Below are 20,435 nucleotides of genomic sequence, written 5' to 3'. Positions count from 1 at the left end.
GCGACATCTCTCCTCGCGCACTAAGTTCCGTTCATGAACCGTTCTTCGACCCCCAAGGGCTCGGCGCCCGTTATCAAGAAGCCCGTCCACATCCCGAACCAGGGCGTGGCGGAGGCGCCGTCGGCCTTCCTGCGCGACGACAAGACGCCTCTCCCGAAGGCGATGAAAAATATGCCGATGTTCGCGCCGGTCACCGGCCCGCGCCTGACGCCGGAGGAGGCGCCAACCTCGCCCGGCGACTGGGTCCCGCACCGTCCCGACCGCCCGTCCAAGTCGCCCAAGGGCCGCCAGAACAATCGCTTCCGGCTGGAGACCGGCTACACCCCCGCCGGCGACCAGCCCGCCGCCATCGCCGAACTGGTGTCCCAGGCGGCCCAGGGCGACCGCGACCAGGTGCTGCTGGGCGTCACCGGCTCGGGCAAGACCTTCACCATGGCCAAGGTCATCGAGGCGACCCAGCGCCCCGCGCTCATCCTCGCGCCGAACAAGACATTGGCGGCGCAACTCTACTCTGAGTTCAAGTCATTCTTTCCCGATAACGCGGTTGAATACTTTGTAAGCTACTACGATTACTACCAACCTGAAGCATACGTTCCAAGAACTGACACTTATATTGAAAAAGACTCAAGTATAAACGAGCAGATCGATCGGATGCGGCACTCGGCGACGCGGTCGATCCTCGAGCGCGACGACGTCATCGTGGTGGCGAGCGTCAGCTGCATCTACGGCATCGGGTCGGTGGAGACCTATACCGCCATGACCTTCGACCTGAAGGTCGGCGACCAGATCGACGAGTCCAAGCTGCGCGCCGACCTGATCGCGCTGCAGTACAAGCGCAACGACGTCGCCTTCGACCGCGGCATGTTCCGAAAGCGCGGCGACACGGTCGAGATCTTCCCTGTCCACCTCGACGACCGGGCCTGGCGCGTCAGCCTGTTCGGCGACGAGATCGAGTCGATCGCCGAGTTCGACCCCCTGACCGGCAAGAAGACCGCCGAGCTGAAGGAGGTCACCGTCTATGCCGCCAGCCACTACGTCACCCCGCGCCCGACGCTGAACCAGGCGCTCGGCGGCATCAAGGCCGAGCTGAAGGAGACGCTCGACTGGATGATCGAGAACGGCAAGCTGCTGGAGGCCCAGCGCCTCGAACAGCGGGTGCGCTTCGACCTGGAGATGATGGAGGCCACCGGCTCGTGCGCCGGCATCGAGAACTACAGCCGCTGGCTGACCGGCCGCAGCCCCGGCGAGCCGCCGCCCACCTTCTTCGAATACATCCCCGACAACGCCCTGCTGTTCGTGGACGAGAGCCACGTCACCATCGGCCAGATCAACGGCATGTTCCGCGGCGACTACCGCCGCAAATCGACCCTCGCCGAATACGGCTTCCGCCTGCCCTCCTGTATCGACAACCGCCCGCTCAAGTTCGACGAATGGGAGGCCATGCGGCCCCAGACGGTCCACGTCTCGGCCACCCCCGGCCCGTGGGAGATGGAACAGACCGGCGGCGTCTTCGTCGAACAGGTCATCCGCCCGACCGGCCTGATCGACCCCCCGGTCGAGATCCGCCCGGTCTCCGGCCAGACCCGCAACCAGGTCGACGACGTCATCGACGAGGTCAAGGCCGTGGCCCGCGCCGGCTACCGCTCCCTGGTCACCGTCCTGACCAAGAAGATGGCCGAGGACCTGACGGAATACATGCACGAACAGGGCGTGCGCGTCCGCTACATGCACTCCGACGTCGACACGATGGAGCGGATCGAGATCATCCGCGACCTGCGTCTGGGCAGCTTCGACGTCCTGATCGGCATCAACCTGCTGCGCGAGGGGCTCGACATCCCCGAGTGCGGCCTGGTCGCCATCCTCGACGCGGACAAGGAGGGCTTCCTGCGCTCCGAGACCTCCCTGATCCAGACCATCGGCCGCGCGGCCCGCAACGTCGACGGCCGCGTCATCCTCTATGCCGACCGCGTCACCGGCTCGATGGAGCGCGCCATGGCCGAGACCAACCGCCGCCGCGAACGCCAGGAGGCCTACAACCTCGAACACGGCATCACGCCCGAAAGCGTCAAGCGCGACATCAAGGAGATCCTGGCCAGCCCCTATGAGAAGGACCGCGTCCTGGTCCCCACGGGCGTGAAGGAGGAGAGCCGCCCGTTCGTCGGCAACAACTTCCAGGCCACGCTGCGCGACATGGAAGGCAAGATGCGCGAGGCCGCCAGCAACCTCGAGTTCGAAGAGGCCGGCCGTCTCCGAGACGAGATCAAGAAGCTGAAACTGCTGGACCTGGAGTTCGCCAACGAGATCCTGACCGGGGACGGGCAGGACGTGGATGCGTCAGCGCCGAAGCGGTGGCGCAAGGAGGCCCAGGCGGAGGCGCAGGAGCGGTTCAGGAAGGGAAGGTTGTAGGCCCCCTCTCCCGGCGGGAGAGGGCTTGAGGCTCGCAGAGCGTAGCGATGCGCCAGCCGAAAGGGTGAGGGGTTCGCCCTCACCGGTGGGCATCCGCCCCTCACCCTTTCGCGCAAGTCCGTTCGCCTTTGGCTCCCGGGCGCTCAAGCCCTCTCCCGCCGGGAGAGGGGGCCACATTCCGCCCCGCCCTCCACCGTGCTATCCTCCTCCCATGGCGAACGCAGCCCTCACCCTTCCCCCCGTCCTCGACGCCTTCGTCGAGGAACAGGTCGCCTCCGGCGCCTACCGCGACCGGGACGCGGTGATTGCGGACGCCGTCGACCTGCTGCGCGAACGCGCGGCCGACGACATGGACGATGAGACCAGGCTCGCTCGCCTGAACGCCAAACTCAAAAAGGCCATCGACGGCCTCGATCGTGGCGAGGGTATCGAGATCACCGATCTGGATGCCTATTTTGACGGCGTCATGAAGCGCGTTCGCGCGGGGTGAGACGGCTCGACGTCTCGCGTGAGGCCGATCTGGAAGCCGAAGAAATTCTCCGCCACAGCGAAGCCCAGTTCGGACCCGCCGCTGCGGATCGCTACCGCCTCCTGATCCAGAGCGCATATCGCGACATCGCCGAGAATCCGACCCGCCCCGGCGTCAGCACGCTTCGCGGCATCCCCGCCGATCTCCGCCTTTACCCCGTTCGCCACAGCCGCCAGCGCATCGCCCCCGCCGACCGGGTCGGCCAACCCCGCCACGTCGTGGCCTTCCGCTTCGACGATGCCAGGGTCGAGATCGTCCACCTCCTGCACGAAAGCATGGACCTGCCGCGTCGGCTGGGGTGAGACAAAGACTACTTTTGCTTGTATTACTGTGAGAGCTATGGATCCCTATCCGTGTTCACGGAGAGGTCCACACATGCCCATTTTCAAGATTCTCAGCCGCGTCGACGCCTACGTCGACTACACGACCGAGGTCGAGGCCGGCTCGGCAGAAGAGGCCGTCGATCTCGTCTATGAAGGCCATGTCCCGGTGGAATGGACCAGTCAGGGCGTCGTCGAGTTCGACGCCGTGCGTATGTCGGCCGTCAATGAGGACGGCGAAGATATCGACGGCTACACGCGCGGTAAGGGCTGACTAACCAACGTACGCCCATGCTGGCGCATGGCCGAAGACGACGCCCCCTGGCGTACTCTCGGCTTCGCCGAAGAGGCGGCGGTCTTCAAGGGGCCGACCCAGAACGCCCGCGTCCTGAGCGAGGGCTGGGTCGCCGCCAACGCCTTCTGCCCGAGCTGCGGCGCGACGCCCCTGACCGCCTTTGCGGCGAACTCGCCGGTGGCCGACTTCCATTGCGGAGTCTGCGCCGAGGAATACGAACTCAAGGCCACCAAGGGCCGCACTGACACCAGACTGGTCAACGGGGCCTAGGGCGCGATGAAGGCGCGGCTGGCGGCGGCGAACAATCCCAGTTTGATGGTCATGGGCTATGACAAGGCCCGCACCCGCGTCACCGACCTGATCGTCGTGCCCAGCCACTTCTTCACCGAAGCGATCATCGAGCCGCGCAAGCCGTTGTCGATGACGGCGCGTCGCGCGGGCTGGCAGGGGTGCAACATCCTGATCGGTCAGGTGCCGCTGGCCGGGCGCATTCCGTTGATCCGGGCCGGGGAGCACGTGGCGAAACAGGCCGTTCTGGACCAGTGGCGGGCGACGCTGTTCCTGCGGGATGCCGCCCCGACCGCGCGCGGCTGGCTGCTCGACGTGATGAAGTGCGTCGAGGACATCGGACAGCCGGAGTTCACCCTGGCCGAGGTCTATGGGTTCGAGGCGCGGCTGGCGGCGAGCTATCCGGGCAACCACAATGTCCGGCCGAAGATCAGGCAGCAACTTCAGGTGCTGCGGGACAGGGGGTGGCTGGAGTTCGGCGGGCGGGGCACGTACCGGCGGACTACCTGATCTTTCGTCATCCTCCGGCAAGCCGCGCCTTCGCGGCGCAGACCGGGGGACACAGCGGCGCGCGAAAGCGCGAACCTGTCGCGGCTGCGGGCGGTCGACATCGTGGCTGTACAGATCGCCTTCGGCGCCGCTGGGTCCCCCGGTCTCGCTGCGCTCGCCGGAGGATGACGAAAGAGAAGAAGGTCGGAGGGCGATCGTAGCGGCGGACGAAAGGGCCCATACCGATCAACGGATCGTCCGAATTCCCCAGTCGAAACAACACCCGGCTCTATTTAGAGCCCTTATACCCATCACCCCCTGAAACGGCCTCACACTGTTCCCTTTCATCGGGAGACGGACATGACCGAAGAACCGCAGGGTCGGAAATCGCCGCCGGACGAGGTCTGGGCGCGGGTGCGGCAGGAGTATCTGGCCGGGTGGTCGGCGCCCGAGTGCTGTCGCCGGCACGGGGTCGGGCTGACCTCGCTGCGCGAGCGGGCGGCGCGCGAGGGCTTGCGGCGCGCAGATCAGCCCTGGACCCCGCCCAACCGGCTGGATCCATGGGACGAGGGCGTCGAGCTGGATCTGAGGGTCAATGGCGACCTCGACAGGGTCGAGCTCGAGGAGCTGGGCTATATCGCCCACCGGCGGATGATGCGGGCGGTGATGCGCGGCGACGCGGTCGAGGCCCTGCGCTGGCGCCGCGTGCAACTGACCATGGCCGAGGTCGAGGCCGAGCTGGAACGCGAGGACGAACGCTTCGAGGCGATCCGCTGGCGGCTGGAGGATCAGCAGGCGCAGGATGCGCCGGACCCGGACGCTTCGGACGCTCCGAACGCTTCGGACGGTGTTTTGGCGTGCGGACCGCACGTCTCCTCCCTGTAGCGCAGCGATGGGGAGGTGGATCCGTAGCGCAGCGGAGGAGACGGAGGGGCTCTTCGTGCGGCAAGACCCCCTCCGTCAGCTCGCGAAGAGGCTCGCTGCCACCTCCCCACGCCTTCGGCGCAGGGAGGAGAAGATCAGGCCGCCGCCTGCTCCGCCGCGATCTTGCGCAGGGCGTCCTCGAACACGGCGGCGGGCTGGCCGCCGGAGATCAGGTATTTGCCCTCGACCACCACGGCGGGGACGGAGTTGATGCCGCGGCTTCGCCACAGGGCCTGTTCGGCGCGGACCTCGGCGGCGTAGCGGCCGGAGGCGAGCACCTCGGCCGCCCCGGCGCGGTCGAGACCGGCGGCCTCGGCGGCCCGGGTCAGGACGCCGGCGTCGGTCAGGTTATTGCCGTCGGTGAAATGGGTGCGGAACAGGGCCGCCTTGAGCGCCTTCTGCGGCTCCGGCCCCTGTTCGCCGGCCCAGGCCAGCAGGCGGTGGGCGTCGAAGGTGTTCCAGATACGGCTGTCGGCGCCCATCTTCATCTCGAATCCGGGCCAGGCCTCCGCCGTGCGGGCGGTGATCATGGCGCGGTTGGCGGCCGACTGTTCGGGGGTGGAGCCGTATTTGGCGGCGATATGTTCGGTGATGTTCTCGCCCTCAGCCGCCATGCCGGGGTTCAGCTCGAACGGCTGGAAGGCGATCTCGCCGGTGATGCCCTCGGCCTTGAGGGTGTCGAGGGCGGTCTCGAGCCCGCCGAGGCCGACGACGCACCAGGGGCAGACGACGTCGGAGACGAAGTCGATGTGAAGGGGCTTGGTCATGACGGACTCCGCAACGGTTCATGTTGCATATGGGGGCGCCGCGAGGGAGCGCCAGTCTTTCAGGCTCGATCAGGGACCGTCTGGGCGCCCCGGATCGGCGGGCGTAAGACGGGGTCATGGCCCACTATGCGCGTATCCTGGCGACCCTCGTACTGCTGGCCGCCGCCGCCGGCGGGGTGGTGTGGCGGTTGTGGAAGCCGAAGCCGGAGCCCCTCTATGAGGAGCGGGCGATGCTGGGGGACGAGATCCGGGCCCGGCTGCAGGCCCTGCGCGACGAGGACAAGTTCCACGCCGACGGGACCTATGCCGGGCCGAAGGGGCCGAAGAACCGGGCCACCCTGTCGGGGTGGGTCGACGGGGTCATCGACGACATCCTGGCCGAGGACAACGGGCCGCTGGAAGCCTCGGACGTGGCCGGGCGGCTGGGGATCGCCATCGGGGCGGCGTCAAAACGGCCGGCGGCGGACCAGACCCGGCTGCACGGCTATCTGATCGAGATCTGGTACATCCTCGGCTACCGCTCGGCGACGGGCTATTTCCCGGCCCCGGACGACGCACCCGAGGGATGGGCCGAGCCCCTGCCTCCCGGCTGGGCCGCGCCGGACCGGCCACGCTTGCTGACGCGGCGTTAACCGGTCTGGCGCAGGCTGGCCCCAGGGATACCGCCCGAGGAGGACCAGAGTGTCCAGTATGATGACGTCCAGCAGCCGCATCCGCCGTGATCATTTCGAGCCCAGCGACAGCGACCCGCAGGAGCAGCGCAGGCTGCGCGGGCATCTGGAACAGATCGATTACGCCGCCTTCGTCTCCAACCGGGAGGTGATCCCGCAGGTCCTGGGGCTGGGCGCCAACCATACCGAGCCGGCCGCCTTCCAGCGCCTGGCAGTGGCCGCCGCGACGGCGCGGGCGCGCTGGATCGCCGAGGCGCTGAGGCTGTCGGAGGCGGGCCAGGCCATCGGCCCGGCCGAGGCGGCGAAGCTGTCGGGCATGCGCGCCGCCTATGAGGAGCTGTCGGAGGCCTATGAAGGCCTGCGCCGCATGGTCGAACGGGGCTACCTGCCCTACCGCGCGGCGGAGCGCTGAGGCCTTGGTTCAGCGGCCCTGAGTCAAGGGCTGGGGCGCGGTCGAGACGGGTGCATCCGGATCCGCCGGCGCGGGCGCGGCCGGGGTCGGCGGCTCCACGACCAGGGGCGCGGTCTGGATATAGGGCCGGGGCGCGGTCTCGACCGGCACGGGCGGCGCCACCACGACGGGCGCGGCCTGGATCGGGAGGCGCGGCGGGGCCGTCACGGGCGTGGCAGCAGCCGGAGCAGGGGCGGACGTGGCGCGGACCGGCGCCGGCGACTCGATCGGGGGCGCAGGCTCCTCGACCACCGTCGTCCCTGCGGGAGGCGCGGCGTCGGCGACCAGAGGCGTCGGGCCCGGAGCGACGGGCTGCGGGGCAGGCAGGGTGGCCAGCCAGATGAAGCCGCCGATGACCACGAGGGCCGCGACACCCGCGGCGATCGGCCAGCGGTCGCCCTTGGCCACCTTGTGCATGGCCGCGCCCATGGTGGCGTAGATCGCCGGGGTCACGACCACTGAAGGCAGTTCGCGCGGTTTGGCGGCCGGCTTCGCCTCGGTCGAGAGCGGCGGCGGCACGGTGACGGCGGGCTCCGGCGCCTCCGGCTCGATGACGATCTCCTGCGGCGCGGGCCTCGGCTCGGGCGCGGCCTCGACCGGCTCGGGTTCGGGAGCGACGGCTTCGACGACAGGCTCAGGCGCGACCGGCTCTGGCTGCGGAGCGACGGCCTCGACGACAGGCTCGACCGGAACTTCTGGCACGATCTCGGCGGCGAGGGACGCTGCCCGGGCCGGGGGGATCATCGAGCCGGTCAGTATGCCTGCGCCCGACCGTCGGACGGGACGAGCCGCCGGGGCCGGGTCCACCCGCGGCAGGGGACCGACGCGGAACACGGGCCGGGGCGGGCGCGACCACACGATACGGCCGCGCACGAACGGCTCGGGCGGACGGTTTTCGGCAGGGCCTGGAGGGGTCTCGGACGACATGGGAGGCGTCTTAGCGGCGAACGACGGGGGCGTCCAATGTCAGGACTTTAACAGACCTTACCGTCAGCGAACCTCGACGCCCTTCCAGAAAGCCATTCGACCGGCGATCTCGACGGCGGCGGACTTTGGCTCGGGATAGTACCAGACGGCGTCCTTGTTCTCCTTCCCGTCCACGACCAGCGAGGAATAGGAGGCCGTCCCCTTCCACGGGCAGATCGATGTGGTCGTCGAGGCCTTCAACATGGCCGGATCCACGGCGTCACGCGGAAAATAGTGGTTGCCCTCGACCACCACGGTATCGTCCGAGCGGGCGATCATCACCCCGTTCCAGGTCGCAGTCGTCATTTGTCATCTCCATCAGGTTTTGAGCCGATAGCCGGTCTTGAAGATCCATCCAACGACCGCGAGGCAGGCGACGAGGAATCCGCATGTCGCCACGAGGCTCCAGACGATGGGCACGTCGCCGGTCCCGTAGAAGCTCCAGCGGAATCCGGAGATCAGATAGACCACCGGATTGAAGTGGGTGATCGTCCGCCACGGCTCCGGCAGCATGTGGATCGAATAGAAGGACCCGCCCAGGAAGGTCAGGGGCGTCACCACCAGCATCGGGATAAAGTTGAGCTGCTCGAAGCTCTGGGCCCAGATGCCGATGATGAAGCCGAACAGGCTGAAGGTCGTCGAGATCAGGATCAGGATGGCCAGCATCCAGACCGGATGCAGGATCTGCAGCGGCACGAAGAGCGACGCCGTGGCCAGGATGATAAGGCCCAGCACCGCCGACTTGGTCGCCGCCGCCCCGACATAGGCCAGGACGATCTCGAACGGCGACACGGGCGCGCTCAGCAGCTCGTAGATCGTGCCGGTGAACTTGGGGAAGTAGATACCGAACGAGGCGTTGAAGATCGACTGGGTGAACAGGCTCAGCATGATCAGGCCGGGCACGATGAAGGCGCCGTAGGGGACACCGTCGATCTCGGTCATCCGGCTGCCGATGGCCGAGCCGAAGACGACGAAATACAGGGCGGTCGTGATCACCGGGGTGACGATCGACTGCCACAGGGTGCGGAGCGCCCGCGCCATCTCGAATCTGTAGATGGCCCAGACGCCGTATCCGTTGAAGGTCATGCGGCGGCTCCGGTGCTGGCGGCGGCCGGGTCGCGGTGGACCAGGCTGACGAAGATGTCCTCCAGCGAGCTCTGGCGGGTGTTCAGGTCCTTGAAGGCGATGCCGAGGTCCGAGAGTTTGCGCAGCAGGGACGGCACGCCGGTCTGCTCAGCGTTGGAATCGAAGACAAACTCCAGCTCATTGCCCTCGTCGCGCAGGGTCAGGTCCCACTCCGCCAGTTCGGGCGGCAGGACCTCCAGCGGGTCCTGCAGGTTCAGCGTCAGGGTCTTCCTGCCCAGCTTCTTCATCAGCTCGGTCTTGTCCTGCACCAGGATCAGTTCGCCCTTCAGGATGACTCCCACACGGTCGGCCATCTCCTCGGCCTCCTCGATATAGTGGGTGGTCAGGATGATGGTGACGCCGCTCTCGCGCAGGCGACGCACCAGGTTCCACATGTCGCGGCGCAGCTCGACGTCGACGCCGGCGGTCGGTTCGTCCAGGAACAGGATGTCGGGCTCGTGGCTCAGGGCCTTGGCGATCATGACGCGGCGCTTCATGCCGCCGGACAGGGTCATGATCTTGGAGTCCTTCTTGTCCCACAGGCTAAGGTCCTTGAGGACCTGTTCGATATGGGCCGGGTTCGGCGCCCTGCCGAACAGACCCCGGCTCAGGGTCACCGTGGCCAGCACAGTCTCGAAGGCGTCGGTGGTCAGCTCCTGGGGCACCAGGCCGATCTTCATCCGCGCCTGGCGGTAGTCCTTCCTGATGTCGTGACCGTCGGCCGTGACCGTGCCGGTCGAGGGGGTGACGATGCCGCAGATGATCGAGATCATCGTCGTCTTGCCGGCCCCGTTCGGGCCGAGCAGGGCGAAGATCTCGCCCTTGCCGATCTGGAGGTCCGTGGGCTTCAGCGCCTGCAGCCCGGAGGCGTAGGTCTTGCTCAGGCCCTTGATGTCGATGACCGGCGGCATTCGGCGCGTCTCCCCAGCGGCCGAAGCGCCGTGGCCGCAATATGGCGACGTTCGGTCGCGGCTCAAGGCGTAAGGGTGGAGTAAGTCGTCAACTGCTGACTTTTGGAGGCCGCAAGCGGGCATGGCCGATGTCCGCTACGGGTGGGAACCGGACGTGCATGCTTGCTCCCTCGGCCAACCTCTGCAAGCTGTGACGGGTGTTCGACTTGGACTAGGTGACCTATGCGAGTTCTCCTTTTTATATTGGCGCTTCTGGTTCCAGCGTGGACGGCGCAGGCTCAGGAGGTCATGCCTCCAACGGCTGTGTTTGCCGACCCACCTGGCGACCCTACGCACCCTCCACAGCTTGTTCAGGTCCGCTACCGGACTGGCGGGGTCGACGTGCCGGCCAGATTTTTTGTCGCCGCCGGATCGGAAGCGCATCCCACAGTCCTGCTCCTGCACGGATTTCCGGGAACCGAGCTAAACCTCGACCTAGCTCGGGTGATGCAACGGGCGGGATGGAACGTCTTGGCTATCCATTACCGCGGCGTCTGGGGTGCCCCGGGTCAGTTCGCGCTCGGCAACACCATCGAGGACGCACGCGCCGCCCTGACCTGGCTGCGTGATCCAGATCGACAGGCACAGGTCGATACGTCCCGGATCGTCGTCCTCGGCCACAGCATGGGCGGTTTCGACACAGTCATGCTCGGCGATGACGCCGAGGTCGCGGGGTTTGTGACCATTTCGGCATGGGACGCAGGTGCAGAGTCTGCTCGGCTAAGTTCGCCCGAGGCCCGAACAGCGGCGGAGCCGGAGTTCGCCGAGGATGTGAGCTTCACGAACATGACTTTCGCCTCCATGGCCGACGAAATCGTCGCCAACGCCGAGGCTTGGGATTGGTCTCGTAATGCGTCAGAAATGGCGGGACGCCCGGTGCTCGTGATCGACTCCGAGGACGGTCTTGCGCCAAAGGGTGACGCCGTGGTGGCCGCAGTGATGGGTTCGGGTGGACCGGCCCCCACACGGCTGACGTTTAAAACTGACCACAGCTACAACGACCACCGCATCGCGTTGGCTTCCGCCGTCACGGCTTGGCTACAGACCACTTTTCACTAGGGCCGAAAGTCCGTTCAGGGTCGGAAGCGGTCGGTGGCCGACACGAAGAATGCGGATCTTCGCTTAAGCAGCATTTCCGCAAGTGGACTTAGTGAAGGTCCGCTACGGGTGGAAAGGGGACTGGGTCCGGTCCACACTGCTCCGATAACCTGAGGGGACAGCGATGTTGTCGATTGCTTTAGCGCTGCTCGCGCCGTCAGAACCTGCTCAGGTTGGACTACCAACCCCCTGCATAGAGGTCAGCAGGCCTGTCGACCGACCCACAGAATGGCGCAACTTCGCTAACATCCTGACCATCGGCATGGTCCACATCCGTTCGCTAGAGGGTCAAAGCAGTTGCAGTTTCGATCGTTCTCCGAATGTCACGGGCCGATGCACCTTGTCTGACCCGAAGTTGATCGTCGTTAACACCGGCCAAAACGACGTTTGGTATCAGGTGCCCACCGGGCAACCCGTCCATATCGCGATCAGCGACGCGAATTACACCTGCATGGTCGGACGGACCGTCAGAACAGACTAGACCAGCGCCTGCCGGTCGACGGTCGACGGTCGAGCTCTACACGACGAACGTCTGCAATGGGTCGAAAGTGGTCTTTGAGCTTTCGCCGATAAGGCGACGCCCATCTTCCTCATGCCTTTGGCGTCGCCAGCGGCTACAAGGCCGCCGATGTTGCGCCTGTCCGAACTCAAACTGCCCCTCGACCACGCGCCGGAAGCCCTGCCCGCCGCGATCGCCGCTCGCCTGGGCGTGTCGGCGCGTGACCTGATCTCATGGTCGGTGTGGAAGCTGGCGCACGACGCGCGCAGGAAGTCGGCGATCCTGAAAGTTTACATCCTTGATGTCGAGCTCAGGGATGAGGCGGCGGCGCTGGCCCGCTTCGCGAACGACGTGCACGTGCAGCCCACCCCGGACGTCGCCTATCGGCATGTCGCCGTCGCGCCCCAAGACGGGGGACAGGCCGAGCGCCTTAGACCGGTCGTAATCGGGGCCGGGCCGTGCGGCCTGTTCGTCGGGCTGATCCTGGCCGAGATGGGCTTCAGGCCGATCATCCTCGACCGCGGCAAGGTGGTGCGTGAGCGGACCAAGGACACCTGGGCGCTGTGGCGCCAAGGCAAGCTGCACCCGGAGTCCAACGTTCAGTACGGCGAGGGCGGCGCGGGCACCTTCTCCGACGGCAAGCTCTACAGCCAGATCAAGGATCCGCGCTTCCTGGCCCGCAAGGTGCTGACCGAGTTCGTCGCGGCCGGGGCGCCGGAGGAGATCCTGACTGACGCCCACCCCCACATCGGCACCTTCCGACTGGTGACGATGGTCGAGGCCATGCGCGAGAAGATCGAGGCCCTGGGCGGCGAATACCGCTTCGAGCACCGGGTCACCGACATCGATCTCGACAAGGGCGCCATCCGGGGCGTGCGCCTGCACACCGGCGAGACACTGGAGGCCGACCATGTGGTCTTCGCCATCGGCCATTCGTCGCGAGACACCTTCCAGACGCTTTATGAGCGGGGCGTCCATATCGAGGCCAAGCCGTTCTCGATCGGCTTCCGCATCGAGCATCCGCAGTCGTGGATCGACAGGGCGATGTTCGGCCCCTGCGCCGGGCACCCCGATCTGGGCGCGGCGGCCTACACGCTGTCTCACCACTGCAGCAACGGGCGCACCGTCTACAGCTTCTGCATGTGCCCGGGCGGCACGGTGGTGGCGGCGACCAGCGAGCCCGGCCGCGTCGTGACCAACGGCATGAGCCAGTATTCGCGCAACGAGCGGAACGCCAACTCCGGCTTCGTGGTCGGCATCTCGCCGGAGGACTATCCGAGCGATCACCCCCTGGCGGGCCTCGAACTGCAACGCGATCTGGAGAGCCGCGCCTACGTAGCCGGCGGCGGCGACTATTTCGCGCCCGCCCAACTGGTCGGCGACTTCCTGGCGGGCCGCCCCTCGACGGAGTTGGGAGAGGTGGTCCCCAGCTACAAGCCGGGCGTGCGCCCGACCGACCTGGCGCCGCTGATGCCCGACTATGTAATCGCCGCCATGCGCGAGGCCCTGCCCGTCTTCGGCCGCAAGATCGCCCGCTATGACGACGCCCAGGCGGTGCTGACGGGCGTGGAGACCCGGAGCTCGTCCCCGATCCGCATGACCCGCGGCGCCGACTTCCAGAGCCTGAACGTGCGCGGCCTGTTCCCGGCCGGCGAAGGCGCCGGCTATGCGGGCGGCATCCTCTCGGCCGCCGTCGACGGGATCAAGGTGGCCGAGGCCGTCGCCCGGTCGATGGTTGGCGCGGCGGCGGCGTAAGCGGACATTGGTGGATTGGCCAGGCTGAGCCCGGCGTCATTTCCAGATGCCCTTCGCAGGCCGTGTCCCGGCGGCGCTTTCGAAGTTGCGCCCGGGAGCGATCCGCAACCTCCGGCGTTGAACGGCTCCGCGTGTTCGAGACGATATGGCTCCCTCACCCCCCGACCTCGGCATCGGCCGCCTGCGTTCCGGCGTCAGTGGCCTGTTCGACCGTTTGCGCAAACGGCGGACATGGCGCGACCGGTTTCCGCGGCTGCATGACGCGCTGGAGGCGTCGTCGCGCTTCGGTTTCGCGGCCAATGGCTTCGTCTATGTCTCGGTCGGCATCCTGATGCTGGCCACGGCCATCGGCATGAGGGGCCAGGCCGTCGATCCGCACGGCGTCCTCTATGTCCTGGCGCAGCAGCCGTTCGGTCGGCTTTGGCTGATCCTGATCGGCGCCGGCCTTTGGGCCTTCGTCGGCTGGCGCGTGTTACAGGCCGTGTTAGACGTCGATCACGAGGGTTCGAACCTACAGGGCTGGGTCGTGCGGGCTACGCAGGGGTTCAGCGGCCTGGCCTATGCCGTGCTAGCCTCCGGCGTGTTCCAGCTGCTGGATGAGGTGGGACCGTCGATGGGCGCCGAACAGTTGGCGGAGAACCAGGAGAAGGCCTCCATCGTGCTGGACCTGCCGTTTGGGGGCGCGGCCCTGATGATCATCGGCCTGATCATCGCCGGTCTCGGCGTCGGTAATGTCGTCATGGGCGTCATCAACGATTTCGGCGCGACCCTGGTCTGTTCGAAGACGGTATGTCGCTGGGTGCTGCCGCTGGCGCGGATCGGCTATGTCGCGCGGGGTCTGGCCTATCTGCCCCTGGCCCTGTTCGTGACGCTGGCGGGATGGCGGGCCCAGTCGTCGAAGGTCGAAACCTTCGGCACCGCGCTGGAGGCGCTGGAGCGTCAGCCAGGCGGCGACCTGATGCTGGCACTAACAGCGATCGGCCTGATCGCTTTCGGCGCCTATGCCTTCGTCGAGGCCCGCTTCCGGCGCATCCGCGTGCCGAAAGATCTGGCCGCCGGATAGTCTGGCGCGTCCGCCGACGGAACTGGCCTCGTATCTATGCTTTTGCATGTCGCGCGAGGAATGCCGATGTCGATTCGAACCCTGGTCATGGCCGCCGTCGCGGTCGTCGGCGTCAGCGCCTGCGCCACCTCCATACCCGCCGATCAGGTCCGCGCGCCCCAGCCGGCGCGAGCGGTGGATCTGGAGCGGTTCTACTCCGGCCGCTGGCTTGAGATCGCCCGCCTGCCGATGAGCCTGACCGACGGCTGCGTGGCCGGCGCGACCAACTATGTCATCCGGTCGCCGACCCGGATCGGCGTGCGCGACACGTGCCAGCAGGACACGCCGGACGGTCGCGAGAAGGCCATCGGCGCCTCGGGCACGATCCTCGACCCCGGCTTCAACGCCAAGCTCCGCGCCCGCTATCTGGGGGGTCTGATCACCTGGGAGTACTGGGTGCTGGACCACGCCGAAGACTACAGCTGGTTCATCTCGGCCGATCCGAAGTTCGAGAAGCTCTGGATCTATACGCGGGAGGTTCCCAACGCCGCCGAACGTGCTGAACTGGTCGAGCGCGCCCGCGCCCTTGGCTATGATGTCAGCCGCCTCGAATTCCCTGCCTTCTAGGATCCGAACCATGCGCCATACGCCCCTCGTTCTCGCGGTCTGCGCGGCAGCCCTGACGCTCGCGGCCTGCGGAAGCGGGCCGGTCGCGCCCGAGGGCTCGACCTATGGCGCCCAGCCGACCCTGGTGGAGCCGCACAGGAACCTGTTGGCGCCGACGGTGAATATCGCCCCGGCGATCGGGTGGCCGGACGGCGTCGTGCCGACCGCGCCGCAGGGGTTCCGGGTCCAGGCCTTCGCGAGCGGTCTGGACCACCCGCGCTGGCTCTATCGCCTGCCCAACGGCGACATCCTGGTTGCCGAGACCAATGCGCCGCCCAAGCCGGAGGGCAAGTCGGGCGGCCTTCGCGGCTGGGTCATGGGTCTGGTGATGAAGCGGGCGGGCGCGGCCCCGCCAAGCCCCAACCGCATCATCCTGCTGCGCGACGCGGACGGCGACGGGGTGGCGGAGACCAGGTCGACCTTCCTTGAGAACCTGATGTCGCCCTTCGGCATGGCCCTGGTCGGGGACCGGTTGTTCGTGGCCAATGCCGACGCCGTCGTCGCCTTTCCCTATCAGGCGGGCCAGACGCAGATCGCCGCGTCGGCGACCAAGATCGCCGACCTGCCTGCAGGCCGGAACCACCACTGGACCAAGAGTGTGGTCGCCTCGGCGGACGGCACGAAGCTCTATGTCGGAGTCGGGTCCAACTCGAACATCGGCGAGAACGGGATGGACGAGGAGGAAGGCCGCGCGGCCATCCACGAGATCGACATCGCCACGGGCGCCCAGCGGGTCTTCGCCTCGGGCCTGCGCAATCCCGTCGGTCTGGCCTGGCAGCCGGACAGCCAGGCGCTTTGGGTCGCGGTGAATGAGCGGGACGAGCTCGGCAACGACCTGGTGCCCGATTATATGACCTCGGTGCGGGACGGCGGCTTCTACGGCTGGCCCTGGAGCTATTACGGCCAGACGGTCGATGCTCGGGTCCAACCCCAGGATGCGACCAAGGTCGCCGCAGCCCTCGCGCCCGACTATGCGCTGGGCGCCCACACAGCATCGCTCGGTCTGACCTTCTACGAGGGGACCGCCTTCCCGGCCGCTTACAGCCACGGCGCCTTCGTGGGTCAGCACGGATCGTGGAACCGGGAGCCGAAGGCCGGCTACAAGGTGATCTTCGTGCCCTTCGCCAACGGAAGGCCATCGGGCTCGCCGCAAGACTTCCTGACCGGCTTCCTCAACGCCGAGGGCGAGGCGATGGGCCGGCCGGTCGGGGTGCAGGTCGATCGACTGGGCACCCTGCTCGTCGCCGACGACGTGGGCAATGTCATCTGGCGGGTCGTTCCCGCGACCTGAGCGCAGGAACGCGGACAGCAAAAAGCCCCCGGCGCGAACCGGGGGCTTTCTTGTCTTCGCCGTCAATCAGGTCAGCGGGGTGGTCTGGATGGCCGGGACCAACGGCGTCACGGTCGGCGCTGGCGCGGTCGGGGCCGCGCCGGTCGAAGGTGAAGCGCTGTAAGAAACCGGGCCGGTGGGTTCGGTCACGGTTTCCGTTCGCGGCGCCACGGCGGGGGTCGCAGCGGCGCGACTTTCGACTGCGCCGACACGACGCTGAACCGCGGGAGGCGGGCTCGGGGCGGCTTCACGAACGACCGGAACCGAAGCGGCGGCGGGGCTCGTCAGGGCGGCCGGGGCAACCGAGCTTTCCAGCGGGGAAGGCGCGGCCTCGATGGGCCGGGCGATCGGCGCGACGAGTTGGGGCTCGACGAGGGGCTGGGTCTCGGTTCCGCCGCCCATCATCATGGCCGCACCGCCGCCGATCAGGACCAGGGCACCGATCGGCGCGAGGATCATCCAGGTCTGCACACCCTTGTTCGCGCGCTTGGCGCGGGCGTAGCGGGGCACGAAGTTATCGGCCTCGACCGAAGTGTTCCGAATGGCGTCATCCGTATAGGTCACAGTCATCTGCGTTACTCCAAGGTTATGCCGGAAAAACAACCGTCGGCGATCGAGGTTCCGAAACAACTCATGCGCCTTCAAGAAACACCGTCATCGACACAAACCGGTCTCGGTCTACAGCAATCACGGCCAAATCTTGACCTTGGTCGCGTTCAGGAGCAGGTAATCTTGAGTGGAGCCTTGTGGGAGACTCGATCCAAAAGAGCCCCTGCCTCGGGTTTACCCGGCGGCGCCGACGCAACGGCGCCACGCCCGGGCGGAAACGTCGCCGACCGACGTTACGGATTCCCCTGCCGGTTGACCCCGTCCCGCCGGTTGTTCATCACCGGTTTGACTTACGCCTGCATACGGAGCGACAGCGACCATGGGTTTGGCGGCCAACATCCGACGCGATCTCAAGTTCGCGGCCGGTCTGCGTCGGCTGCTCAAGCGCATCAAGCCGATCGCCCTGGATAGCGACGTTCTGGTCTGCGACGACTTCGAGGAAGCGGTCGATAAATTCTCTGACAATATCGCCCTCGAGGACGAGCACCGGTCGCTGACCTATCGCGACCTCGACGGCATGGCGAACCGCTATGCCCACTGGGCGCGCAGCCGGAACCTGCGGCGCACAGACGTCATCGCTCTGGTGATGACCAACAGAGCGGAATACATCGCCGCCTGGATGGGGTTCTCGAAGGCCGGTATCGCCACCGCCCTGATCAACACCAATCTGACCGGCCATGCCCTGGCCCACTGCCTCAACATCGCCGGCGTCGCCGTGGTCGTGGCCGACGAGGAGACCTGGCGGAAGTGCGAAGAGGCCCGGCCCTTCGTCAGCCGCACCATGATGCTGTGGGTCCTGGGCCTGAGGGACGCTGACGAGGTCTCCGAGCGGCGTGGACTGGACAACGCCGTGCGCAGCGGATCGTCAGTGCGCCCGAACCGCAACATCCGCGACGGCCTCACCAACCGCGATACCGCGCTCTACATCTACACCTCCGGGACGACCGGCATGCCGAAGGCGGCGCGCATCCACCATGCCCGGGCACGGACCTACATGCGCGCCTTCGCCGGCTGCACCCAATCGACGCCGACGGACCGGATCTTCAATGTCCTGCCGCTCTATCACTCGACCGGCGGCCTGGTCGGTGTCGGCCCCGCCCTGCTGAACGGCGGACGGCTGATCCTGCGGCGCAAATTCTCGACCTCCAGCTTCTGGCGGGACGTGAACACCTCTGGCGCGACGATGTTCGTCTATATCGGCGAACTGTGCCGCTACCTGGTGAACGGCCCGCCGCAGGAGGGCGAGCGCGGGCACAAGATTCGCCTGGCCTTCGGCAACGGCCTGCGCCCCGACGTCTGGCCGGACTTCCAGTCCCGCTTCGCCATTCCCGAGATTCTGGAGTTCTACGGCTCCACCGAAGGCAATGTCTCGCTGTTCAATTTCGACGGCAAGCAGGGCGCCATCGGGCGGGTCCCGAAATTCCTCAAGAAGCAGATCAACATCCGCCTGGTAGCCTTCGACGTCGATACCGAAGAGCCAGTGCGCCTGGCCAGTGGCCTGGTGCGTGAGGCCTCGGCCGGCGAGATCGGCGAGGCCATCGGCATGATCGGCGACAACATCCGACATGACTTCTCCGGCTATGCCGATAAGGCCGCCTCGGAGAAGAAGATCCTGACCGATGTGTTCCAGCGCGGGGATCGCTGGTTCCGCACCGGCGACCTGATGCGTCAGGATTCGGAGGGCTATTTCTACTTCATCGACCGTATCGGCGACACCTTCCGCTGGAAGGGCGAGAACGTCTCGACTGCCGAGGTCGAACAGCGGCTGGCCGACGCGCCCGGCGTCAAGGAGGTCATCGCCTATGGCGTCCCGGTCCCGGGGGCCGACGGCAAGGCCGGCATGGTCACCCTGGTGGTCGAGGGCCGGTTCTCCGCCAAGGATTTCGCCGCCTGGGCCGACGAACAGCTGCCGCCCTATGCGCGGCCCGTGTTCGTGCGCCTGGCCAAGGCGCTGGAGACGACCGGGACTTTCAAATACCGCAAGGTCGATCTGGTGGCCGAGGGCTTCGATCCGGCGAAGATCGACGGCCAGATCTACGTTCGGGGCGGCAAGTCCGGCTATACCAGGCTGACCGCCGAAGGTTTCGCCACGATCCAGAGCGGCCACAACCGGCTTTAGTCCTCCTCCTGCGCTTCGCTTTGGGGAGGACTAAGCGACCGTTAATCATTAATGGCGAAGGTCGGCGTCTCTGCTCCCGGGGACGTCGGACCGCCAAATGTTTCAGATCATCGGCATCGTCATGCTGTTCGGCATGGTGTTCGGCAGTTACGCCCTGGCCGGGGGCAAATTTGAAGTCATCATCCATGCCGCACCCCACGAGTTGATGGCCATTGGCGGTTCGGCCATCGCCGCCTTCCTGATCTCCAACTCGATCGGCGTCGTGAAGTCGGCCATGGGCGGGTTGGGCAAGGCCTTCGCCGGGCCGAAATGGAAGAAACAGGACTACAAGGACCTGCTCAGCCTCCTGTTCGCCCTGACCAAGACGATGAAGTCCAAGGGCGTCATCGCCCTAGAAAGCCATATCGAGAAGCCCGGCGAGTCCACGATCTTCCAGAAGTATCCGAAGGTCATGAAGGACCATTTCGCGATCGATTTCATCTGCGACACCCTGCGTATGATGACGATGAACCTCGAGGATCCTCACCAGATCGAGGACGCGATGGAAAAACAACTGGAGAAGCATCACCACGAGGCGGCAGGCGCGCCGCACGCGCTTCAGAACATGGCCGACGCCCTGCCCGCTCTGGGCATCGTCGCGGCCGTTCTGGGGGTCATCAAGACCATGGGATCGATCACCGAACCGCCAGAAATCCTCGGCGGGATGATCGGGGGCGCCCTGGTCGGCACCTTCATGGGCGTATTCCTGGCCTATGGCCTGGTCGGACCGCTGGCAGCGCGCCTGCAGGCGATCGTCGACGAGGAGGCGGCATTCTACAAGATCATCCAGTCGGTGCTGGTCGCCCACCTGCACGGCAACGCGGCGCAGATCTCGGTCGAGATCGGACGTGGCGACATCCCGTCGTCGGCCCAGCCGTCGTTCATGGAGATGGAAGAACACCTTGCGGCGAACCCGCCCGAGGCCGCCTGATCATTTCGTTCGAGGCAGCCGGAACACGGCGTTCTCACGCCGGCTCCCGACAGGTCACGATCCCGTCAGCCCGAGGACCGACGTCCAAGCCCCGTTGACCGAAGGTGGTGAACGGGTTGGCCCTCAGACGTAACCTTCCCGGAAGGCGGACGATCACGAAGCCGTG

The 20,435-nt window shown here is 66.7% G+C and carries 21 protein-coding genes and 1 pseudogene; 16 read left to right on the top strand and 6 right to left on the bottom strand.

Annotation, left to right across the window (positions count from 1 at the left end):
• Window positions 1–33: 33 nt before the first annotated feature.
• The 7 genes and pseudogenes from uvrB (at window position 34) to ACP7AZ_RS03955 (ending at window position 5,212) form a co-directional block, all read left to right on the top strand.
• Window positions 34–2,406: an excinuclease ABC subunit UvrB gene (gene uvrB, locus ACP7AZ_RS03985; RefSeq protein ID WP_426036287.1), complete on the top strand. Its 2,373-nt coding sequence runs from the start codon at window positions 34–36 to the stop codon at window positions 2,404–2,406.
• Between the two features lie 211 nt (window positions 2,407–2,617).
• Window positions 2,618–2,896 carry a ribbon-helix-helix domain-containing protein gene (locus ACP7AZ_RS03980; RefSeq protein WP_426036285.1) on the top strand — a complete coding sequence of 93 codons (279 nt, stop codon included), beginning with the start codon at window positions 2,618–2,620 and terminating at the stop codon, window positions 2,894–2,896.
• Window positions 2,893–3,237, top strand: coding sequence for a type II toxin-antitoxin system RelE/ParE family toxin (locus ACP7AZ_RS03975; RefSeq protein WP_426036283.1), 345 nt, complete (start codon window positions 2,893–2,895; stop codon window positions 3,235–3,237). The genes ACP7AZ_RS03980 and ACP7AZ_RS03975 overlap by 4 nt, the downstream gene beginning before the upstream one ends.
• A gap of 73 nt (window positions 3,238–3,310) precedes the next feature.
• A complete protein-coding gene (locus tag ACP7AZ_RS03970; RefSeq protein WP_426036281.1) occupies window positions 3,311–3,529 on the top strand; it encodes a hypothetical protein in 219 nt (72 codons plus the stop codon).
• A gap of 27 nt (window positions 3,530–3,556) precedes the next feature.
• Window positions 3,557–4,108 (top strand): annotated as a pseudogene (locus ACP7AZ_RS03965) (DpnI domain-containing protein); the annotation flags it as partial.
• Complete coding sequence (locus tag ACP7AZ_RS03960; protein WP_426036900.1) at window positions 4,085–4,348, top strand: hypothetical protein; 264 nt, start codon at window positions 4,085–4,087, stop codon at window positions 4,346–4,348. The pseudogene ACP7AZ_RS03965 and the gene ACP7AZ_RS03960, both read left to right, overlap by 24 nt.
• A gap of 339 nt (window positions 4,349–4,687) precedes the next feature.
• Window positions 4,688–5,212, top strand: coding sequence for a hypothetical protein (locus ACP7AZ_RS03955; RefSeq protein ID WP_426036279.1), 525 nt, complete (start codon window positions 4,688–4,690; stop codon window positions 5,210–5,212).
• A 134-nt stretch (window positions 5,213–5,346) separates the two neighbouring features.
• Here the strand turns inward: ACP7AZ_RS03955 and ACP7AZ_RS03950 are convergent, their stop codons facing one another.
• Complete coding sequence (locus ACP7AZ_RS03950) at window positions 5,347–6,018, bottom strand: DsbA family oxidoreductase (protein ID WP_426036277.1); 672 nt, start codon at window positions 6,016–6,018, stop codon at window positions 5,347–5,349.
• 116 nt (window positions 6,019–6,134) lie between these two features.
• Between ACP7AZ_RS03950 and ACP7AZ_RS03945 the strand changes: the two genes are divergently transcribed.
• Both ACP7AZ_RS03945 and ACP7AZ_RS03940 read left to right on the top strand, forming a co-directional pair.
• Window positions 6,135–6,650 carry a hypothetical protein gene (locus ACP7AZ_RS03945; RefSeq protein WP_426036275.1) on the top strand — a complete coding sequence of 172 codons (516 nt, stop codon included), beginning with the start codon at window positions 6,135–6,137 and terminating at the stop codon, window positions 6,648–6,650.
• Window positions 6,651–6,699: 49 nt separating this feature from the next.
• The gene (locus ACP7AZ_RS03940; RefSeq protein WP_426036273.1) at window positions 6,700–7,101 is read left to right on the top strand and encodes a hypothetical protein; all 402 of its coding nucleotides are present in this window, start codon (window positions 6,700–6,702) and stop codon (window positions 7,099–7,101) included.
• Between the two features lie 9 nt (window positions 7,102–7,110).
• Here ACP7AZ_RS03940 and ACP7AZ_RS03935 read toward each other — a convergent pair whose 3' ends face one another.
• The 4 genes from ACP7AZ_RS03935 to ACP7AZ_RS03920 form a co-directional block, all read right to left on the bottom strand.
• Window positions 7,111–8,067: a hypothetical protein gene (locus ACP7AZ_RS03935; RefSeq protein ID WP_426036271.1), complete on the bottom strand. Its 957-nt coding sequence runs from the start codon at window positions 8,065–8,067 to the stop codon at window positions 7,111–7,113.
• Window positions 8,068–8,130: 63 nt separating this feature from the next.
• On the bottom strand, window positions 8,131–8,412 hold the full coding sequence (locus tag ACP7AZ_RS03930; protein ID WP_426036269.1) for a DUF427 domain-containing protein: 282 nt from the start codon (window positions 8,410–8,412) through the stop codon (window positions 8,131–8,133).
• A 12-nt stretch (window positions 8,413–8,424) separates the two neighbouring features.
• Complete coding sequence (locus tag ACP7AZ_RS03925; protein ID WP_426036267.1) at window positions 8,425–9,192, bottom strand: ABC transporter permease; 768 nt, start codon at window positions 9,190–9,192, stop codon at window positions 8,425–8,427.
• Window positions 9,189–10,142: an ABC transporter ATP-binding protein gene (locus ACP7AZ_RS03920; protein WP_426036265.1), complete on the bottom strand. Its 954-nt coding sequence runs from the start codon at window positions 10,140–10,142 to the stop codon at window positions 9,189–9,191. Before ACP7AZ_RS03920 ends, ACP7AZ_RS03925 begins: the two co-directional genes overlap by 4 nt.
• A 381-nt stretch (window positions 10,143–10,523) precedes the next feature.
• On the opposite strand from ACP7AZ_RS03920, the gene ACP7AZ_RS03915 reads away from it, so the two are divergent.
• The 5 genes from ACP7AZ_RS03915 (at window position 10,524) to ACP7AZ_RS03895 (ending at window position 16,532) form a co-directional block, all read left to right on the top strand.
• On the top strand, window positions 10,524–11,240 hold the full coding sequence (locus tag ACP7AZ_RS03915) for an alpha/beta hydrolase family protein (RefSeq protein ID WP_426036263.1): 717 nt from the start codon (window positions 10,524–10,526) through the stop codon (window positions 11,238–11,240).
• A gap of 667 nt (window positions 11,241–11,907) precedes the next feature.
• On the top strand, window positions 11,908–13,533 hold the full coding sequence (locus ACP7AZ_RS03910; protein ID WP_426036261.1) for an NAD(P)/FAD-dependent oxidoreductase: 1,626 nt from the start codon (window positions 11,908–11,910) through the stop codon (window positions 13,531–13,533).
• Between the two features lie 145 nt (window positions 13,534–13,678).
• Window positions 13,679–14,596, top strand: coding sequence for a DUF1206 domain-containing protein (locus ACP7AZ_RS03905; RefSeq protein ID WP_426036259.1), 918 nt, complete (start codon window positions 13,679–13,681; stop codon window positions 14,594–14,596).
• Window positions 14,597–14,662: 66 nt separating this feature from the next.
• The gene (locus ACP7AZ_RS03900; RefSeq protein WP_426036257.1) at window positions 14,663–15,202 is read left to right on the top strand and encodes a lipocalin family protein; all 540 of its coding nucleotides are present in this window, start codon (window positions 14,663–14,665) and stop codon (window positions 15,200–15,202) included.
• Between the two features lie 10 nt (window positions 15,203–15,212).
• A complete protein-coding gene (locus ACP7AZ_RS03895; protein ID WP_426036255.1) occupies window positions 15,213–16,532 on the top strand; it encodes a PQQ-dependent sugar dehydrogenase in 1,320 nt (439 codons plus the stop codon).
• Between the two features lie 66 nt (window positions 16,533–16,598).
• On the opposite strand, the gene ACP7AZ_RS03890 is transcribed toward ACP7AZ_RS03895, so the two are convergent.
• The gene (locus ACP7AZ_RS03890) at window positions 16,599–17,141 is read right to left on the bottom strand and encodes a hypothetical protein (protein ID WP_426036253.1); all 543 of its coding nucleotides are present in this window, start codon (window positions 17,139–17,141) and stop codon (window positions 16,599–16,601) included.
• Between the two features lie 358 nt (window positions 17,142–17,499).
• Between ACP7AZ_RS03890 and ACP7AZ_RS03885 the strand changes: the two genes are divergently transcribed.
• A complete protein-coding gene (locus tag ACP7AZ_RS03885; RefSeq protein WP_426036251.1) occupies window positions 17,500–19,299 on the top strand; it encodes a long-chain-acyl-CoA synthetase in 1,800 nt (599 codons plus the stop codon).
• Window positions 19,300–19,396: 97 nt separating this feature from the next.
• Window positions 19,397–20,269: a flagellar motor stator protein MotA gene (gene motA / locus ACP7AZ_RS03880; protein WP_426036249.1), complete on the top strand. Its 873-nt coding sequence runs from the start codon at window positions 19,397–19,399 to the stop codon at window positions 20,267–20,269.
• The last annotated feature ends 166 nt before the right edge of the window (window positions 20,270–20,435 follow it).

It is taken from the genome of Brevundimonas sp. DC300-4, assembly GCF_049897365.1.
Classification (GTDB): domain Bacteria; phylum Pseudomonadota; class Alphaproteobacteria; order Caulobacterales; family Caulobacteraceae; genus Brevundimonas.
Note: the sequence above shows the minus strand (reverse complement) of the source record. Positions and strands in the feature narration are given on the sequence as shown.

What these genes read in the sequence shown, in the direction of transcription:
- uvrB (WP_426036287.1), top strand. Translation starts at nt 34, where the DNA reads ATGAACCGTTCTTCGACCCCCAAGGGCTCGGCGCCCGTTATCAAGAAG.
- ACP7AZ_RS03980 (WP_426036285.1), top strand. Translation starts at nt 2,618, where the DNA reads ATGGCGAACGCAGCCCTCACCCTTCCCCCCGTCCTCGACGCCTTCGTC.
- ACP7AZ_RS03970 (WP_426036281.1), top strand. Translation starts at nt 3,311, where the DNA reads ATGCCCATTTTCAAGATTCTCAGCCGCGTCGACGCCTACGTCGACTAC.
- ACP7AZ_RS03955 (WP_426036279.1), top strand. Translation starts at nt 4,688, where the DNA reads ATGACCGAAGAACCGCAGGGTCGGAAATCGCCGCCGGACGAGGTCTGG.
- ACP7AZ_RS03950 (WP_426036277.1), bottom strand. Translation starts at nt 6,018, where the DNA reads ATGACCAAGCCCCTTCACATCGACTTCGTCTCCGACGTCGTCTGCCCC.
- ACP7AZ_RS03945 (WP_426036275.1), top strand. Translation starts at nt 6,135, where the DNA reads ATGGCCCACTATGCGCGTATCCTGGCGACCCTCGTACTGCTGGCCGCC.
- ACP7AZ_RS03935 (WP_426036271.1), bottom strand. Translation starts at nt 8,067, where the DNA reads ATGTCGTCCGAGACCCCTCCAGGCCCTGCCGAAAACCGTCCGCCCGAG.
- ACP7AZ_RS03930 (WP_426036269.1), bottom strand. Translation starts at nt 8,412, where the DNA reads ATGACGACTGCGACCTGGAACGGGGTGATGATCGCCCGCTCGGACGAT.
- ACP7AZ_RS03925 (WP_426036267.1), bottom strand. Translation starts at nt 9,192, where the DNA reads ATGACCTTCAACGGATACGGCGTCTGGGCCATCTACAGATTCGAGATG.
- ACP7AZ_RS03920 (WP_426036265.1), bottom strand. Translation starts at nt 10,142, where the DNA reads ATGCCGCCGGTCATCGACATCAAGGGCCTGAGCAAGACCTACGCCTCC.
- ACP7AZ_RS03910 (WP_426036261.1), top strand. Translation starts at nt 11,908, where the DNA reads ATGTTGCGCCTGTCCGAACTCAAACTGCCCCTCGACCACGCGCCGGAA.
- ACP7AZ_RS03905 (WP_426036259.1), top strand. Translation starts at nt 13,679, where the DNA reads ATGGCTCCCTCACCCCCCGACCTCGGCATCGGCCGCCTGCGTTCCGGC.
- ACP7AZ_RS03900 (WP_426036257.1), top strand. Translation starts at nt 14,663, where the DNA reads ATGTCGATTCGAACCCTGGTCATGGCCGCCGTCGCGGTCGTCGGCGTC.
- ACP7AZ_RS03895 (WP_426036255.1), top strand. Translation starts at nt 15,213, where the DNA reads ATGCGCCATACGCCCCTCGTTCTCGCGGTCTGCGCGGCAGCCCTGACG.
- ACP7AZ_RS03890 (WP_426036253.1), bottom strand. Translation starts at nt 17,141, where the DNA reads ATGACTGTGACCTATACGGATGACGCCATTCGGAACACTTCGGTCGAG.
- ACP7AZ_RS03885 (WP_426036251.1), top strand. Translation starts at nt 17,500, where the DNA reads ATGGGTTTGGCGGCCAACATCCGACGCGATCTCAAGTTCGCGGCCGGT.
- motA (WP_426036249.1), top strand. Translation starts at nt 19,397, where the DNA reads ATGTTTCAGATCATCGGCATCGTCATGCTGTTCGGCATGGTGTTCGGC.